The 17,664-nt window shown below is 43.1% G+C and carries 15 protein-coding genes and 1 pseudogene; 7 read left to right on the forward strand and 9 right to left on the reverse strand.

Translation table 11 applies throughout. The features are described 5' to 3' along the window. Positions 1-47 precede the first annotated feature (47 nt). Together cobA and V7K36_RS11850 are read right to left on the reverse strand one after the other, a co-directional pair. Positions 48-1,667, reverse strand: coding sequence for a uroporphyrinogen-III C-methyltransferase (gene cobA, locus V7K36_RS11845; RefSeq protein WP_335116064.1), 1,620 nt, complete (start codon positions 1,665-1,667; stop codon positions 48-50). Positions 1,668-1,757: 90 nt separating this feature from the next. Then, on the reverse strand, positions 1,758-2,987 hold the full coding sequence (locus tag V7K36_RS11850; RefSeq protein ID WP_335115906.1) for a tetratricopeptide repeat protein: 1,230 nt from the start codon (positions 2,985-2,987) through the stop codon (positions 1,758-1,760). 573 nt (positions 2,988-3,560) lie between these two features. Between V7K36_RS11850 and V7K36_RS11855 the strand changes: the two are divergent. Both V7K36_RS11855 and V7K36_RS11860 read left to right on the forward strand, forming a co-directional pair. Continuing rightward, a pseudogene (locus V7K36_RS11855) lies at positions 3,561-3,782 on the forward strand (IS4/Tn5 family transposase DNA-binding protein); the annotation flags it as partial. 294 nt (positions 3,783-4,076) lie between these two features. Continuing rightward, on the forward strand, positions 4,077-6,059 hold the full coding sequence (locus V7K36_RS11860) for a DUF1565 domain-containing protein (protein ID WP_335115908.1): 1,983 nt from the start codon (positions 4,077-4,079) through the stop codon (positions 6,057-6,059). On the opposite strand, the gene V7K36_RS11865 is transcribed toward V7K36_RS11860, so the two are convergent. The 3 genes from V7K36_RS11865 to V7K36_RS11875 form a co-directional block, all read right to left on the reverse strand. Next, complete coding sequence (locus V7K36_RS11865; RefSeq protein WP_335115910.1) at positions 6,040-6,312, reverse strand: hypothetical protein; 273 nt, start codon at positions 6,310-6,312, stop codon at positions 6,040-6,042. The two genes, V7K36_RS11860 and V7K36_RS11865, sit on opposite strands and share 20 nt — an antisense overlap. Positions 6,313-6,788: 476 nt before the next feature. Next, entirely contained in the window at positions 6,789-7,334 is a 546-nt protein-coding gene (locus V7K36_RS11870; protein ID WP_335115912.1) for a hemerythrin HHE cation-binding protein, read from the reverse strand. Between the two features lie 446 nt (positions 7,335-7,780). After that, positions 7,781-7,984 (reverse strand): hypothetical protein, encoded by a 204-nt coding sequence (locus tag V7K36_RS11875; RefSeq protein WP_335115914.1) that lies wholly within the window; start codon positions 7,982-7,984, stop codon positions 7,781-7,783. A 354-nt stretch (positions 7,985-8,338) separates the two neighbouring features. Here V7K36_RS11875 and V7K36_RS11880 point away from each other — a divergent pair, with 354 nt between their 5' ends. Beyond that, entirely contained in the window at positions 8,339-9,205 is an 867-nt protein-coding gene (locus V7K36_RS11880; protein WP_334829821.1) for a M48 family metallopeptidase, read from the forward strand. A gap of 193 nt (positions 9,206-9,398) precedes the next feature. Here the strand turns inward: V7K36_RS11880 and V7K36_RS11885 are convergent, their stop codons facing one another. From V7K36_RS11885 to V7K36_RS11895, 3 genes are all read right to left on the reverse strand, one after another. Continuing rightward, positions 9,399-10,040, reverse strand: a complete 642-nt coding sequence (locus V7K36_RS11885) for a phosphatase PAP2 family protein (protein WP_335115916.1) — start codon at positions 10,038-10,040, stop codon at positions 9,399-9,401. A 99-nt stretch (positions 10,041-10,139) separates the two neighbouring features. Then, positions 10,140-11,327, reverse strand: coding sequence for a DUF2252 domain-containing protein (locus V7K36_RS11890; RefSeq protein WP_335115918.1), 1,188 nt, complete (start codon positions 11,325-11,327; stop codon positions 10,140-10,142). An 89-nt stretch (positions 11,328-11,416) separates the two neighbouring features. Next, a complete protein-coding gene (locus V7K36_RS11895) occupies positions 11,417-11,617 on the reverse strand; it encodes a hypothetical protein (protein WP_334829827.1) in 201 nt (66 codons plus the stop codon). A gap of 684 nt (positions 11,618-12,301) precedes the next feature. Here V7K36_RS11895 and V7K36_RS11900 point away from each other — a divergent pair. Further along, positions 12,302-12,724 carry a hypothetical protein gene (locus V7K36_RS11900; protein ID WP_335115920.1) on the forward strand — a complete coding sequence of 141 codons (423 nt, stop codon included), beginning with the start codon at positions 12,302-12,304 and terminating at the stop codon, positions 12,722-12,724. A gap of 137 nt (positions 12,725-12,861) precedes the next feature. Here V7K36_RS11900 and V7K36_RS11905 read toward each other — a convergent pair whose 3' ends face one another. Continuing rightward, the gene (locus V7K36_RS11905; RefSeq protein WP_335115922.1) at positions 12,862-14,091 is read right to left on the reverse strand and encodes a TetR family transcriptional regulator; all 1,230 of its coding nucleotides are present in this window, start codon (positions 14,089-14,091) and stop codon (positions 12,862-12,864) included. A 367-nt stretch (positions 14,092-14,458) separates the two neighbouring features. Here V7K36_RS11905 and V7K36_RS11910 point away from each other — a divergent pair, with 367 nt between their 5' ends. From V7K36_RS11910 to dusB, 3 genes are all read left to right on the forward strand, one after another. Then, positions 14,459-15,340, forward strand: coding sequence for an acyl-CoA desaturase (locus tag V7K36_RS11910; protein WP_335115925.1), 882 nt, complete (start codon positions 14,459-14,461; stop codon positions 15,338-15,340). A 365-nt stretch (positions 15,341-15,705) separates the two neighbouring features. Beyond that, positions 15,706-16,527: an Rpn family recombination-promoting nuclease/putative transposase gene (locus V7K36_RS11915; protein WP_335115927.1), complete on the forward strand. Its 822-nt coding sequence runs from the start codon at positions 15,706-15,708 to the stop codon at positions 16,525-16,527. A 76-nt stretch (positions 16,528-16,603) separates the two neighbouring features. Next, entirely contained in the window at positions 16,604-17,659 is a 1,056-nt protein-coding gene (dusB, locus tag V7K36_RS11920) for a tRNA dihydrouridine synthase DusB (protein ID WP_335115929.1), read from the forward strand. Positions 17,660-17,664 lie beyond the last annotated feature (5 nt).

Raw genomic sequence — 17,664 nt, forward strand, 5'->3', positions numbered from 1 at the left:
TGGTTATTAATTATTCTCCTCCATCCTTCTGCCCCTTTGTCCCTTATCTAAGAATTGCTTGCCCATGTTATCAGTGCTTGGGTTAAACCATCTAAAGTATATTCTTGGGCTTCTACATCCACACGCCCGAATAAAGCATGACAAGTTTTCGAGGTTTGGGGACCGATAGAGGCAATACAAACTCCTTCTAAGAATTGGCTAGCATCAGAGTTGTTGGAAAATATCTTGTTAGTAAGTTGACAGAAAAATTGCACAGTTTTAGAACTGGCAAAGGTAATTACATCTACCTTGCGATTTTGGAGAGCTAACTCTGCGACAGGTGGAATACCACTAGGACAACAAGATTGATATGCGGCAACTTCTATCACCTTTGCTCCCTTGGCAGTTAATTCCTTAACCAAAACTTCTCTTCCGCCGCTTTCAACTCTGGGAAATAAAACCTTTTTACCATCCAGTTGATCTGGAAAATTTTCCACTAAAGAATCGGCAACAAAGTTAGGGGGAATAAAATCTGGTTGCAGAGAGTGTTGTTTGAGACTATGGGCTGTTTTCTCGCCAACAACGGCAATTTTGACACCTGCTAAGGCACGGGTATCTTTACCTTGGGCGATTAGCCTTTCAAAAAAGTAGTCTATACCATTGGTAGAAGTGAGAATTAACCAGTCGAAGTCAGATAAATGAGCGATCGCATTATCTAAAGCTTCCCAATTGGAGGGCGGTCCGATTTCTAAAGTAGGCATTTCGATGACTGTTGCACCTGATGCGATCAGGCGATCGCTAAATTGGCTCGATTGTCCGACTGAACGTGTCACCAGGATTGTTTTGCCAGTTAGGGGAAGAGGAGATGAGGGGAAGTTACTTAACATAGGTTGGGGTGTGGGAATACTCTCGTTCGTAGGTTCCGCCTGGGAATGCGTGATAATTTCGTCTAAATATATATTCTCAGGTTGTAAGTACTTGCGTAGCCCAACAACTTCGCCAATCACAATTACCGATGGAGAAAGGGATAATTCGGTGGTTTGTTCCAGAATATTACCCAGTTGCGCTGTCCAAATTTGTTGAGCAGGAGTTCCTGCCCAACGGATGATGGCAATGGGTGTTAAGTGCGATCGCCCGTGCCCCACCAGTTGATGTACAATCTCTGACAGATGTCGCCCTCCCATCAAAATTACCAGTGTCTCTAAGCGTGACAGTGCCTCCCAGTCTAAAACCTCTGGTTCATGAGCTGTAAGCACTGCAAAAGTGCGACTCAACACCGGATCTGTGAGGGGAATTCCTGCTAACAAAGGTGCTGCAAGGGCTGAGGAAATTCCTGGTACTAGTTCAAAATCACAACCAGATGCTTTCAACGCTTCAATTTCGGAACTGCAACGCCCAAAAATTAACGGATCGCCTGATTTGAGCCGTATAACTTGTTTTCCTTGATGGCAATGCTTTACCAGTAACTTGTTAATCTGTGCTTGCGTTGTACTGGGTTTACCACCGCGTTTCCCAACATCCAACTTCAAGCAATCAGGTGGTACGCACTGCAATAATTGAGCATCTACCAGGGCATCGTAGACTAACACCTGAGCAGCAGCTAAGAGATTGTGAGCTTTTACCGTCAGGTATGCCACATCTCCAGGCCCAGCACCCACGAGGTAGACTTTGCCCCTTTCTTGAATCATGACCATTTGTCATTTATCAATAGTTCTGCTTCCCCCAATGCCCAATGCCCAATGCCCCATGCCCAATGCCCCATGCCCCATGCCCTTTATTCAATTCGTTTGCGGATTAATTTTTAGGATTAACTGATCAACTTGCTCAACCATCTCCTTATTTTGGGCAGCTTGGAATAACTCTCTGGCTTTTTTGAGATTAACGATCGCTTCTTGTGGCTGTTGTTGTCTTCCCAAAGTGATTCCCAAATTATAGTAAGTGAATGCATCATTTGGTACAAGGCTAATCGCTTTTTTGTAATGTGCAATCGCTTCTTGTGGTTTACCTTGATCGTCCATCGCATTTCCCAAACCTGCGTAAGCTTGTGCATGTTTGGGATCAAGGCGAATCGCTTCGTTATAGTCGGCGATTGCTTCTGCTAGCTTGCCTTGAGCGTAAAAAGCGCTTGCTAAATTATAGTGAGCATCTGCATCGTTGGGAACGAAGCTAATGGCTTTTTTGTACTGGGCGATCGCTTCTTCTAGTTTGCCTTGAGCGTAAAAAGCATTTCCCAAAGCATTATAACCTGCTGGATTTTTTGGTTCGAGGCGAATGGCTATTGTATATTCAGCGACTGCTTCTGCTGGCTTTCGTTGAGCGTATAAGGCATTCCCTAAGTAATAGTGAGCGTCTGCATAGTTGGGATCAAAGCTAATGGATTTTTTGTACTGGGTAACAGCTTCTGCTACCTTACCTTGATCGTACAGAGCATTTCCCAAACGCGCGTAAGTCTGTGCATAATTGGGTTTGAGGCGAATCGCTGTTGTATATTCGGTGACTGCTTCTGTTAGCTTACCTTGAGCGTACAGAGCATTTCCGAAGTTATAGTGAGCGTCTGCATAGTTAGGTTCAAGGCTGAGAGCTTGCTTATATTGAGCGATCGCCGCTTCTAACTGATTCAGTCTTGCGAAAGTCAAACCCAAATTAAAGTATGCTCCAGAGTCTTTAGGATCGAGGCTAATGGCTTTTTTGTAAAGAGCGATCGCTTCTTGTGGTTTGCCTTGATCGTCGAGAGTATTTGCCAAAGCAATATAAGCTTGTGCAAAGTTCGGTTGCAGTTCAATTGCTTTCCTAAAAGCCGCCTCTGCTCCTTTTAAATCTCCTTGTTTGTAGAGATTGGTTCCTTGCTCAAAATGAGCAACTGCGTTTTTCTTCTGAGGAACTGCGGACTGTGCGGAGTCATCAATTTTTGATAAAAAAACGCCAACATCTTTACCAAAGGCAGTACTAGCATTGCTCAAACACAAGCAGATAATAGCTGCTACCAGTAGATTCTTGTTTTTCAGCATTTTTATTACCTTATCTGCTTGGTTTACGTGTAATATCAAGTTCGGCTATTTGCCATCATCAAAGGGAACTCTTAACTCTTAACAGGGAAAACTAGGTAGCTCACAATTGGACTCGCTTTCTCTCGTTCCCATGCTCTGCGTGGGAATGGCTGATTAGAGGCTCTGCCTCCAGTCACACATTGAGTCAGCAGCCCACATGAATGCATTCCCATGCGGAGCATAGGAACGATCAAAAAAACACCCCAGCCCCTAATAACAAGCTCTTAGGGGAGTAAAAGCGTAGCTTTGGCAGGGTTATAGCAGGAATTATAAGTGATTAACCTAACTTGATACAAGTGTAATCTCATCTAACGGGATTTAGACAAAAGAGGGGAGTTAAAAAAGGCTATAATGCTTTCTCAGACTAGCTTTTACCTCCAAGTGACCTCCGATGAAAGAGACAACTCTCGCCGCCATGCCCCCATGCTTTGAAAAATGGTGTAAGAGGTTTGATGATGTTTGTCGTCATAGGTGTAAATGAAGATATTAGAGAATAATCCGTATCTAGAGTGTGATTTTTAAGACAAACGGTTAACTCAACGAGCAGTATCGATTGCAGAGTGTTTGTCTGTAAAATATGGTGAGCCATTATCAAAAGTATTTAAAAGTGCCAGCGATCTCAAACACACTTACGAATTTTTATCTAATCCCAAAACAGCATTTTCTAAGTTGACTCAACCCTCTTTTAAACAAACAGCACTCCAAATAAATGGCATACCAGTTGTGCTAGCGGTAGGGGATACGAGAAATTATTGATAGCGTTCCAGTTGAATCCATTGAACTATAGCAATACTAAATGAGTTGTAAAAATGAAATTAACAAACCTGAGTTCGGTGTCATTTATAGAAGATTATTGACATCATCTTACGCGAGCCTAATATTGCTATAAAATTTACTGTGTCTAATTTTCTTTTCAGGCTTTTTTTACATAGAACTCAGGTTACTCTGTATTAAGTATCGCCAATCTGTCAATATGTGAGTAATATTATCGACATAATACTTTCTAAGAGTATAAGAATATATTCTTATTTATAAGGAGTTGTGTTAAATATGATTCCCCCTCGTGTGTTTCGTAAGTACCGTAGAGTAGATGTTCAGCTTGCAAAACTGAAGTTTCTGGAATCAGCAAGGCTTTTATTTTTTCGTTTTTCAGTATTATCACTTACCGTAGGTATGGGAGCGGCAAGTATGGCGTTCCTGGGTACTAGCCTGGATAGCGCGTTAGCGCAGCTCGCCGTTGGCGTTCGCGTTAGCGTCTCTGAAAGAGAAGCCTCTCGTAGAGAAGGCATCGCTCAGATTCCATTGACACCAAATTCAACACCTCTGGGTGAGAAAAGAAATTCTCAGGTTAATGTGCTGTTTGTCAACCCAAGTGTCGGTGATGACAAAGCAGGCAATGGCAGCGAATCCGCTCCTGTGAAAACAATTACTCAAGCGTTGCGATTAGCTAACGCCAATACTGTAATCATCCTCTCCACGGGTACTTATAGCGCAAAGACGGGCGAGATATTCCCCTTAATGCTGAAACCGGGTATTTCAATTCAAGGCAACCCTAGCAATCAAGGTAAGGATATTATCATTCAGGGAGGTGGTGATTACCTAAGCCGGAGCTTTGCCGGTCAAAATGTCACAATTGTTGGAGCAAATCAAGCCTTGCTCACTGGGGTGACGGTGACGAACTCCAACCCCCGTGGTTACGGTTTATGGATTGAATCTAGCAATCTGGTAGTCGCGGAAAATACATTTACTGGCAGTACCCAAGATGGGATTTCTGTCAGTGGTAACGCTGCACCCACCATTAGCAAGAATTACTTCGATCGCAATGGAGCCAATGGCATCACAATCGCCGGTAATTCCACTCCCCAAGTGAAGGAAAATGTCTTTCATCAAACGGGTTTTGGGATCAATATTGCTCAAAATGCCGCTCCTGTAATCATCGGCAATCAAATTCAGAACAATAGAACCGGAATTGTGGTGCAAGCAAATGCTCGCCCGATTTTGCGGAATAATTCTATTCAAGATAATAAAGAAGATGGTTTAGTTGCGATCGCTCAAGCAATGCCAGATTTGGGTAGTGCATCCGAACCTGGGGGTAATCAATTTCAAAATAACGCCCGCTACGACATTAACGCCAGCGCTGCTAAACAGGTGATTTCTGCTGCTGGTAATAACCTTATGAGCGATCGCATCACTGGTAAGGTAGATATCAACGGTACAACAGCACTAGCAGCCCCAACTTCTCAACCCGCCCCTATCCCCAACAATGTGTTACGAAAAATACCACCAACTGGGGAAATCACCTTCTCGGCTCCCGAAGTTTCTAAAACTACCAACAGGCAAACCAGCAACAGCATTTCAGCAAATAATCGTGTTTCTGGACAATTAAACAGTCAGCTGCTGCCATTATTCCCAGCTAATATACCACTTTCCCTACCCATATCCAATCAACAGCAAGCCACCTCTAAAGTTGCCGGTTTTCCTACTCCTAGCACCTTATCAGCTAGACAACTACCAACTGACACTTCAAGAGTTGCAACTTCCAGTCCAGCAGAGCCACCTAATCCGCCACAGTTGAATTATGTGCGGATCAATCCCAATACAATTGAGTTTACGGCTCCTGAGTATCCATCCAATTCAGTTGCACAGCCACCAGTTCCAAGTATCAGGGAGCAAACACAGCAACCATTACCAATACTAGAAGCTGCTCCCCCAAATGCTGAAGCACTTTTGCCAGTTCGTGATCAAAATATCCCCATTGATAATACTCGCAATATGCGAACAAGTTCTGCAACTATGCCCGATGGCGGGAACTCTGCGACACAGTTCGGTATACGTTATCGCGTGGTAGTTCCACTCTTCACTGATAGGGATAAAGATTTAGTGCGATCCCTTGCTCCGGGTGCGTTTTCCACAGTTTGGCAAGGTCAAAGAGTTATGCAAGCAGGAGTATTTAGCAGTGAGTATAACGCTAAAGAAATGCTCAAAACACTCTCTAAAAACGGTTTAAGAGCCATTATGGAGCCGTTGAATTGAGTCGGGAATTGGGCATTGGGAATGGGGTATGGGGCAAAAGATATGGAATTAGCGAGAAAAGCACTTCAAAATGAATATTGATCCACTTGAGAGAGCGATCGCTTTCCTGCTGTGGGGAGGCATCGCTCTTTTTGTCAAGGGGATGATCGTATTTTGGGAAGTCGGTCAAAAGCCGATCGCGGTTAGGCATAAGTTGAATTAGCGATCGCGTTCTTGTTTTAGGGAGCGATCGGGGAAAGCATCCTTTATCCATCACTTTCATCTAGATATAGGACTCATATTTGATTTTTGAAATACACGTAGGGTGTGTTAGAGAAGCGTAACGCACGTACAGTGACAAATTCTCTTAGGACTTACGCAAAAATTTACCAACTTTCGGTGATTGGGGATCGGCTAAGATATCCAGGGCAGATAAATGACGAAACTCGACGGAACAAGGGGTAGCGTTACCGTCAGTATGCCAGATTTTTATCGTTTTACCAACATTCGGTTATTTGTTGGGATTTAAGTTGTATCTTGATCAGTAAGCATCACTGTAACTACTGTTACAATGATGCTCACTATGAAACGTAATTATAAAGGTTTCAGTCGGCAAATTTGAGATCCCCTTAATTGGGATAATTGTTTTGAGTTAGAGATGATTCACTCTTGAAAAGTATGCTTCAATGTAGCATAAATCAGATGAATCTATTACGCTCCCATGAATGACGCGCCCTCTGCCACTCATTGCTAGCTTACCGCGCTGCCTACAGCACCCTTAAGGGCTGCAATTCCCTGTTCAATGCTAGCCCACAGACCCATGTCAGGTTCTTTACCGGCTATCTCTCGCGTTCCGACGAAGTAAAGAACGCCTTTAAGAATCTCTTGGTGAGCGCGATTTTCAAAATTAACTCGGTTGAGCGGTTCCATCACATCTTGAAGCTCATCACTCAAGGACTGGGCAACCTTGTGTAGAACCAGCCCAGTCATTGTCTGTTGATGCTTTAGCAACTCAAGCTGTAAGTACTTGTCATACAGTGTTAGCTCGGAACCGCTCATCATTTGGCTTACCTTCTGGGCATGTTTTTGAGTAATGTCGCGAGGTTCTGCTGCGTTGCCGTATCTAGAAATAGCTGCTTCGATGATGCCGAGATTTTCGCGATCGCTCTTTATCATTCCTTCGAGCCGCTCGCAAATCGTATTGTCCTCCGTCTGTGCTATTAACTTTTGCTCAGTTTCCAACAGAACATTCTGAAAAAGCTTTAGATCAGCAAGCTTAGTCGCTATATTTGTCACATCGGTCATATTATTAACTCCAGACTACAGGTTTTATCGGTTATGACAAGCAAACTCACTTTTTCCATCTTCTCGTGAGGTTTAAGTAAGTCCGTCCCTCTTCAGAAAGATTTATATCAAGTTCGTCATAGCAGGCTATCAACGCTGACTGGCACGAATCAAAGCGGAAATCCTTACCAGATGGAGATTATAGCTTTTCATGAATGAGTAGTGAATGAATAGTCAGGCGATAGCCCTTGGTGGGCACTCGGTGCGATCGCGCATCCCATACCTGCGTTGAAGAGGAGACTTGCGCCTGGAAACAGCAGCTTCACTTTTTTCCGTTTTCCCAACAATGGGTCATAAGTTGGTATTTGAGTTCTGACTGGATTAATTCGTAACTATGTACTAAAAAAGGTTTAGTGAGTTTTTTTCACGCAATCAAATAGGACTCCTATATTGCTTTTTTAATGTGGAAGAGGCAATCGCGGTTTGATCAAAGGAGCGATCGCACAGTTAGCAAAAACTTGTAAATATCGTTGTGTTACATGATCCAAGCTTGGCAGAGCAATATAGCGATTACATTGACCAACTGCTGGCGCACTATAGCAAAGTCTAGTCACAGCAACAGCCGGATCACTATCTCCTGAATAAACCCAACAGGGCGGCAAACAAATTCTTTTTTCACTGAGGTCGGTTCTTCAAGAATCTACTGCTTGACAAAATTGAGATATTCCTACCTTCTTCATCCACAATTTAATTGAGGATTTAATTCGCTTGAAACAGGTAATCGCGCAATTCATACTATAGTCACCCTTTGCCTGAATCTGCTACTCTCTTAAAGTCATACTAAACAAAAGGTCAATTAAACGGCAACCTTAATGATCGTGCTCACGTCCATCTTAGTTAAGGATAGTTTTAATAAAGAGGTATCAATTTGTCAAACCTAGAGTTTCGCAGCACTCCCAGATTGAAATGAAAGGAATGAACTTTGCTCAAATTCCTTAACTTAGATGCTAAATGCGATGAAAAACGACCACAAAAAATTCTGCTTCACTCGTTGGTTCAACCGTTCTCAATGGATATTTCCTATAATTTCGATGATTGTAGCTTTTGGGATATGGGCTACATCTTCTGCATGGCCTGCTAATGCTTCATTCTTTGACCTGTTCTCTGGTGGCATCCAAGTTATTCAGCTGTCCAATCTTTCTGATCGACAAGAAATTGACTTGGGTCGTCAGATGAATCAGCAGATTCTACAAACTCAGTTCCATCCCATTAATGATTCGGTAATTACTCAATATGTGAACAGAGTCGGACAGCGCCTAGTTTCTTACAGTCAGCGTCCAAATATTCCTTACCATTTTCAAGTGGTCAAGGACAAACAAATTAATGCTTTTGCGACTACAGGTGGCTATGTTTATGTTACCACTGCTTTACTAGCCGCAGCTGACAATGAAGCTCAACTTGCTAGCGTCCTTGGTCATGAAATGGGACATATTGCGGCGCGGCATGTGATCAAACAGATGAAGCAGCAAGCCATCGAATCAGGAATTGCTAGTGCTGTGGGGCTGAACAAAAACACTGCCGTTAATTTGGGAGTTCAATTAGCACTGAACTTACCTGGAAGCCGCCAGCATGAGTTTGAGGCAGACCATAAGGGACTGTTCACTTTTGCAAAAGCCGGTTACGATGCCAGTGCAATGCCAGCTTTTATGCAGAAACTTGTTAACTCTAGTTCAGTGCCAGCATTTTTAAGTACTCATCCTGCCACTCCAGACCGAATTCGCACTCTTAACCAATTGATTACTGAGAACCACTTAAGTAATGGTTCTCTTGGGCTAGGCAATACCAACTATAAAGCGACAATTCGTTCCAGGTTAAATAGTTAGACTATCTTGAAAAGCCAAAACTGGAGTTGCAAGTTCGAGTATAGGGTATAGGGACAAAACAGAATCGGCTTTGGCTTTTCAAGAGAACTTAAAGCACAGACAACACTTCCAAGCAATTGAGTAGAGCGATATCTGTGACGGACTATTCGCTGTTGCATGATTTGCCCCTCCCCGATCGAACAAACTTTGTTTACTATTGATATCTCCGGCGAACTGGATGTGAGCTGATTAGGAAACTGACTCCAACTGTCCAGCCCAATGCCACCATCCATCCGGCTAATACATCACTTGGATAATGGACTCCTAGATACAAACGTGTCCAACCAATTATTAAGACAAACAGGGTTCCTATAATCACAACAAACCAACGCCAACGGCTGTTCCAACTCAAAATAATCAAAACTGCCACCAAAGTCATACTAGCCATCGCATGACCACTCGGAAAGCCATAATCAAATTCTGGAGTAGGTGTTACCCACAGATGAGGACGTGCCCGGTGCAGCAACCGCTTCACTGTCTGATTAATGATTATACTGCCCACCGAGGCTGTGAGTAAGAACTCTAAAGCACGCCACCTTTGTCGAATCACCAACAACAGCGAAATCATTGCTGCTGCTGGGAATACCCCCCAAAACACTCCGAGCTTTGTCAAGTATGAGACAAAAACATCTAGTTTCGGTTGGGCAGTGCCGTGAATAGCTAATAAGATGGGAACATCGAAGGGAAATCCACCTTGTTTCCAAACATCCTCTGCTAAGTCCCCAAATATCAGTAAGGGAATAAATCCGCCAAGCAGTAGGAGCAGTACTGCCCGGAGGTTTCTGGTGAGGCGCATCAACTTGCTCCTGCATTAATTAATTAATCTTTCTCTAATCCTAGCGGCATAAGTAATCAAACAGAATTAATTACATAGCAATTCTTGACTAGGCAAGATTCACGATTTTTGACAGAATTCTTGGTAATCTAGTTCTACTTGCTTAGAGTAGCTGATTGCATACTCAAGAATTTGATTACGCCAATCAGATAAGTGAGCAAACTTGATTAAATCGTCTGCAATTGCAGAACCTTGTCTACCACCACTGCGTAATTGATCCCACGCTGTGACTTCACCCATTGTCTGCATCAACTTATTTAAGCGTTCTAGCTTTCCATCCCACGCCTGTAGACTCACCCGATCTTCTTCTGGCTGCAACTCCCGTAAAACATAAGATTTATTCCCGTCAACTATCATCGCCAAAAGAGCAGGTGACGTTCCTTGTACCCGTTCTTGGATAGCTACTACTCGTGCAGATTCACTCGACCAATCCGGCTGAGGTAGTGTTAAATAGGGTTGTAATGAGCAAGTTTCTGTTAACTTCAAATCTAATAGATAATTGCCATCAGGAGAACCTTTACCTTCTACTAAAACTGCATAACGTTCTAATCCTAAACTACCTGTACCAGCAATTCGTTGTTGCACATCTAAAACTTGATAAAAATTCGCATCTTTTTGTGTATATTTTTGCCAACATGAGATGAGTTCTCTGATTCTTTGCTCTTCTGTTTCTGTGGCTTTAAGAATATGTTTATTATCAATAATTAAATGCCGCTTACCTTTCTTTTCCTTTGTGTGCTTATCTAAAAATTCTTGACGAAGGCGGTTTTTTAAACTTTTTAACAAATCTTTAACTAAGCCCAAAGCGGTTTCTTTTTCTACACTTCTAGCGCTACCTTTAGCTAAACCATTGCTGTAACTCTCAAGAAAGGAATTACTTAAATGTAATGCTTCTGATTCATTCACCTTCAGGGTGTGAGAGCCAACTATCGTACTGGTAATAAACCTCACCACATCCCAGGTGCAAGGAGCAAGACATGCTTCATCAAAATCATTCATGTCAAAGTAAACTAATCGGTTATCACCTTTATAACTACCAAAGTTTTCCAGGTGCAAGTCTCCACAAATCCATACTGGTGGAGCTGCATTCAATGGTAACTCTTTAGGAAAGTCTTCATAAAATAAATGACACGTACCGCGATAAAATGTAAAAACATCAGAACGCATTGCCTTGTATTTTAATTCAAGTAGTTTTGGATTCCGTCCTTCGTTGAAGCGATAAATTCTCTCAATTATATTGTTTGTCATAATTTTGGGTTTTCATATTATCAAATAACAGTTGCTACTTTCCTCTTTCCCATTATGCCATTATGCACTGCACTACATCTTTGATAAGCCTAATAAATAGTTGGCACTTTCTCACCATCTTTTCCACTGCTGTTTGGGCTTCTAGCGAATGTCAAGAGATATAACTTGCCCCACTTCAGCTTGGCATTGGCACGAGCGAGTGTCCGGTCAAAGTTTTTGACTAGACTTTTACATCGCTCTACCCAAGCATTGGATCTCTCTCTTCCCCCATCTAGCAGCCACCGGAACAAATCCGGATTGTGCTTTGGCTTCCTTTTCGGCAATTGAAGGCTTGAGAGAGAGTTCAAATTGGATTTTGGTCATGATCTGGGGGTAATTCTAATTGCCCAAAAACCTCTAATTTAGCGACTTCTTTTTGAAAAATTTCTACACCAATCCTACCGGGGTCTGTTTTTAATTCCCCCCATGTTAATCCTGGAATTTCAGTGTTTATTTCTGATATTAATAGCAGCCGTAAACCTAGAGCGCGATCGCTTTAGTTCGTTTTGGGTTTCTAATACTCCGACACGATTTCAAAGTACCTCAACATGACTTGGAAGTACTCTAACACGATTTCAAAGTACCTCAACATGACTTGGAAGTACTCCAACACGGTTTTAAAGTACCTCAACATGACTTGGAAGTACTCCGACACGATTTCAAAGTACCTCAACATGACTTGGAAGTACTCCAACACGGTTTTAAAGTACCTTAACATGACTTGGAAGTACTCCAATACGACTTCGAGGTATTTATTGCTAATTTTAAGTAGCTTTTTTGACAAATAAAATAAAAGTTTCAGTATAATTCACTAAAAATAATTAAGTCGATGTCAATTTGCTTTAATTTTTCCGAATTATTTCTCAGAGAAGTTTATGGTTGCATTGGCTAAAGTATATGCAGTAACCCTATAACCTCCTTCAGGAGCGCATTTCATGGCACGATTAAAACGCAGTTCACCCACTCTCGAAAAAGCTCTACGTCGAATTGCAGGAATGCGATCAATTAGCCCTACGCTAGAATTTGGCAACGGATTAAGTTTGACAGACTACAACAGCCGCATCCTAACCTTACAAACTCAGCTATCAACCTACAACACTTTACTCTCTACCCTGGATGAAATGACAGGTCGCCTTTCTCTCACTGAAGAAGAATTGCGCGGCTATTCTGAAAAGATGTTAATGAGTGTGGCTACTCATTATGGCAAAGACAGTTTGCAATATGTCCAGGCGGGAGGCAAGCAACGCAAAAATTTATCACGCCGTTTGAGCAACACCCAATCCTTATCCGAGAGTACAACTACATTCTTGAATGGTGCAAACAACAATGATAGAGAAACCTCTGTTGTTTTACCCTAATCGTTTAACTGCATCATGCTGATGATCGCTCCTTTATCTGGTTACAAATGGGGCGATCGCTTTCCTATTTTTCTTCTTCAGTTTTATTTAAGTCTTGTTATTCCCCTTATCTACCCATCTCCCTCATCCCCACTCCCCTATCCCGGTTTATGATCCAAACGGGTGGCTTGCTCTAGGGCGGCTTTTTCTCTGGCTCGGCGGGCATAAGGTTGTAATTGGCTGCGATCGCAACCTGTTAAAATACTCAGGTTTTCCAAGCTGATCCCCCGCATCAACATTTCTACGCGCCAGGTTTGTTGTGCCTGGGCTATAGCTGGCCTTTGTCCTTGGGGAGTTAACAGTCCCTCACTCCATACTTGCCAACGTGTCTGAAGCTCTGATTCGGAGAGCGGTTTGCCTGTGTCATTCAAAAACATGGCTGTTTGAGCATCTTTACGGCTTTTCAACAATTTGATTAGAGGATTATTAGTATACGAGCCATAGCGTTTGCCCAAAATCCACTGATTCACAGGTACTTGACGGACAAATCCTGGGATTGTGATTTGTAGGAAGTGCCCTTGAGTATCGTAGATTTGGTGCGATCGCTCCAAGCTAATTATTTCTGTAGCCGATAACCCAGCCCCAAATAACACATAAGCCAAGGCATAATCTCGTATTCCCAAAATCCTTGCTTGTTGCAGAATTTGGTGAACTAAACTAGCTGGTAAATCAGCTACTTCTGTGGTGATAAACCCTCCTTGTAAGCATTTGGTTACTGATTCCTCCGAAGATGACATGGCTCCATGTAAAAACAACTCCACCAAATTTTCCAGAAAATCATCCCGATCCTCCCAAAGTTCGTGAAATTCGCTGGTGAACTCAATTACGGCATATCCCAAGATCATCCCATTCAGCAAACTGGCTAATTTTTCTGCGGGTAAATAGGTATTTAAGTGTCCCTGCTGGATTACAGTAGCTAAATACTGAGCTACATAACGGTTTGCCTCTGTTACTCCCCTGCCTAGTGCGCGGCGATTTTCTGCCGGGAATTGGTCGGCTTCACCTACCACAGATCGGACAAACTCTGGCACTCGTTCTAATGCATGTAAGCTGTCACTTGCATAATCTTTAAGAGCTTGGTAGACATTGCCGGGAGGCGTTGCTCGTCGCACCAGCGACTCACCTAAATCCTTGAAGGCTGCGGACTCTTCCAGCACAGCCAAAAGCAGCCCATGTTTATTGCCAAAATTCCGAAATAGAGTCACTTCGTTGACTTCGGCTTTTTCAGCAATTTGGCGGGTTGTGGTGGCGCTGACTCCCTGAGCAGAAAACAACTCAAGTGCAGCTTGAATCAGGCGTTGACGAGTGGAAATGAGTTGAGACGACATAGAAAAATGCAAGTGGCACTTGCAGGAAAATTAGAGTTCTGCTAGCATAGCAAATGTAAGTGATACTTGCTTTACTCTACTCTAACGAACTGGTGTACAAGGCGGGTAAATCCCTGTGGGATTACGCCCGATAAAAAGTAAATCGCTTTATCGATGAAGGCAGTTCTTGCAGAGGGCAGTTCTTGCAGGAGGAATACTGCCCTCTGCCTCCGACTGCGACCAAACTCTTCTTGGGTTTAAGACCCCTACTGAACGAAAGTTCAGTGGCTTCAATTCAGGAGGGGTCGAATCCTATAAGTGAATTGCCCTTTCAGCATAGCTGCCTCCTGCCTCCTGCCTCCTTTAACATCCATCAACAGGAATTTTTATGACCGCAAATTTTGGGGCGATCGCCAAAGGCGTTGGCAAAACCATCGCCCCTGAGAGAGGCAAATCACCTCGACTCAGTTGGACAAATGTAGTATTTTTTGCTACATTTCATGCCTTAGCACTTCTGGCTCCTTGGTTTTTCTCCTGGCCAGCATTAGGTTTGCTAGTGTTTCTCCACTGGTTATTCGGGAGCATTGGTATTTGTCTGGGATATCACCGACTACTGAGCCATCGGAGTTTCCAAGTTCCTAAGTGGTTAGAGTATGCGATCGCCCTCATTGGAGCGCTGGCTCTCCAAGGCGGGCCAATTTTTTGGGTAGGTGGACACCGCCAACATCACGCCCACACAGAAGATATTGACCTAGATCCATACTCTGCCCAAAGAGGATTTTGGTGGAGCCATATACTGTGGATTTTCTACCCGCGTCCAGAGTTCTTTGACTATGACACCTATAAAAAGTATGCCCCTGATCTAGCAAGACAACCCTTTTATTGCTGGCTAGATCGCTACTTCTTACTGTTGCAAATACCCTTCGGGCTGCTGCTATATGCCTTAGGAGGATGGTCTTTTGTGTTCTACGGAGTGTTTGTTAGGTGTGTCTTGCTTTGGCACTCAACCTGGTTTGTGAATTCAGCATCACACCTGTGGGGTTATCGCACCTTTGATGCCAATGATGGCGCTCGTAATCTTTGGTGGGTATCCATCGTCACCTATGGAGAAGGATGGCACAACAACCATCATACCTATCCCCACATGGCAAAATCTGGGTTGTCTTGGTGGGAGCTTGATGTTACTTGGTGGAGCATCCTAGTTTTGCAGACTTTGGGTTTAGCCAAAAAAGTTGTCTCGCGTCCCCCTCAAGGTGCAACTCACGGCTAAATTGCAACTGAACCATTATAAATTTACCAAGCCGACTGCTGATTTGCCGTCGGCTTACTAATTTTTATCAAACAGAATTCAGGAGTCAGGAGTCAGAATTCAGAATAAATTCTGTACAACTGGCGGATGAATAAATGGGTTTAAGACCCCCACTAAATCATAGATTTAGTGGTGCAACAAGACGCTCGCAGACTCGCTAACGCTGCGCTATCGAGTGGTGGGTCTGAATCCCAAATCAATTGATTCTGACGCCTCGGCGGAGCGTCTCCGGCTCCGCTCCTGAATTCAGGATAGCTGAATTCTTCTTTAACAATAGTATTTCCCGGTAAAATCGTAACGGGTCAAACCTCAGCAATACATCAAGCGTGAAAACTGACAGTATTTTTTATCGCCTTTTTCAAGAAATTCCTGGTATCTTTTTTGAATTAATTGGCAACTCACCCCAAACCGCAGAGGCTTATAAATTTTCCTCAATTGAAATCAAGCAAACTGCATTCCGCATAGATGGCGTTTTTCTACCAACACAAGGGGAAGAAAATCCGATTTACTTTGTCGAAGTCCAGTTTCAAACCGACACAGAAATTTATTCGCGCCTAATTTCCGAAATTTGTTTATACTTACGCCAAAATAAACCTAAAAATTCTTGGCGAGGAGTAGTTATCTATCCCAATCGCAGTCTAGATACAGCAGATATCAAGAATTACAGTGAATTTTTCACTAGCAATCGCGTCAGTCGCATTTATCTTAATGAATTAGGTGAAACTGCATCATTGCCAGTTGGAATTGCTACGATGAAATTAGTTGTCGATGAAGAGGACACAGCAATTACATCTGCTAGGCAGTTAATAGACAGAACTCAGCAAGAAATTAACATTGAACTACAACGGCGGAAGTTACTAGAATTAATAGAGACAATTTTGGTTTATAAGTTTCCGACGATGAGTCGAGAGGAGATTGAAGGTATGTTTGGGTTAAGTGATTTGAAACAGACGCGAGTTTATCAAGAAGGCAAGCAAGAGGGCAAGCAAGAGGGCAAACAAGAAGGTGCGCGTGAAGAAAAGTTTAAAATGATACCTTTGTTGTTGAGATTGGGATTGAGTTTTGAAGAAACAGCAAAAGAGTTAGGTTTGAGTCTAGAAGAGATTCAGCAAGAAATGCAAAAACAGCCTCCAAATCAGGATACATAAATTACAATTGGCACTGATCACAGATACTCCTAAATATTTCTGCTATTTTCCATTCCCATAACTTTTAATTTTTTGTATGATTTCGCTCTCTCCTATTCTCCAAGCTAGACTTTCCCAACCCTTAAAAATTGGCTCCTTTGAGGTAAAAAGTCGGGTTCTCCAGTCACCTCTATCTGGGGTGACGGATTTGGTGTTTCGCCGTCTCGTGCGTCGCTATGCACCAGATTCGATGATGTATACCGAAATGGTGAATGCTACGGGGTTGCATTATGTCAAGCAGTTACCCAAAATCATGGAGGTAGACCCCAATGAACGCCCAATTAGCGTTCAACTATTTGATTGTCGTCCCGATTTCCTGGCAGAAGCGGCAATAAAGGCAGTTGCTGAAGGTGCTGATACTGTTGATATTAATATGGGTTGTCCCGTTAATAAAATCACTAAAAATGGTGGTGGTTCTTCGTTGTTGCGGCAACCGGAAGTGGCAGAGGCAATTGTGCGGGAAGTAGTAAAAGCTGTTGATGTCCCTGTGACAGTAAAAACCCGTATTGGCTGGAATGACAACGAAATTACTATTCTCGACTTTGCTAAGCGGATGGAAGATGCAGGGGCAAAAATGATCACAGTACACGGACGCACCCGCGCCCAAGGATACAATGGCAATGCCCGTTGGGAATGGATTACCCGTGTGAAAGAAGTGCTTTCTATCCCAGTGATTGGGAATGGAGATATTTTCTCCGTTGAAGCGGCGGTGAGATGTTTAGAGCAAACTGGCGCTGATGGTGTAATGTGTTCCCGTGGAACTTTGGGTTATCCCTTTTTGGTGGGAGAAATTGATCACTTCCTGAAAACTGGGGAGATATTACCACCACCAACCCCAATTGGGCGTTTGGAATGTGCAAGAGATCATCTACAAGCCTTATGGGAATATAAAGGCGATCGCGGTGTGCGTCAAGCCCGCAAGCACATGACTTGGTATGCTAAAGGTTTCGTTGGTGCTGCCGAACTCCGAGGACAGCTAAGTTTGGTTGAAAAAGTAGATCAAGGTTTGGCAATGATTGACCAAGCAATTGAAAAACTGGCTAATGGTTATGAACTAGAGGAAGAAACGCAAGGTAGTTTGGTAATGCTTTGAAAAAT

The organism is Nostoc sp., assembly GCF_036919555.1.
Taxonomy (GTDB): Bacteria; Cyanobacteriota; Cyanobacteriia; order Cyanobacteriales; family Nostocaceae; genus Nostoc.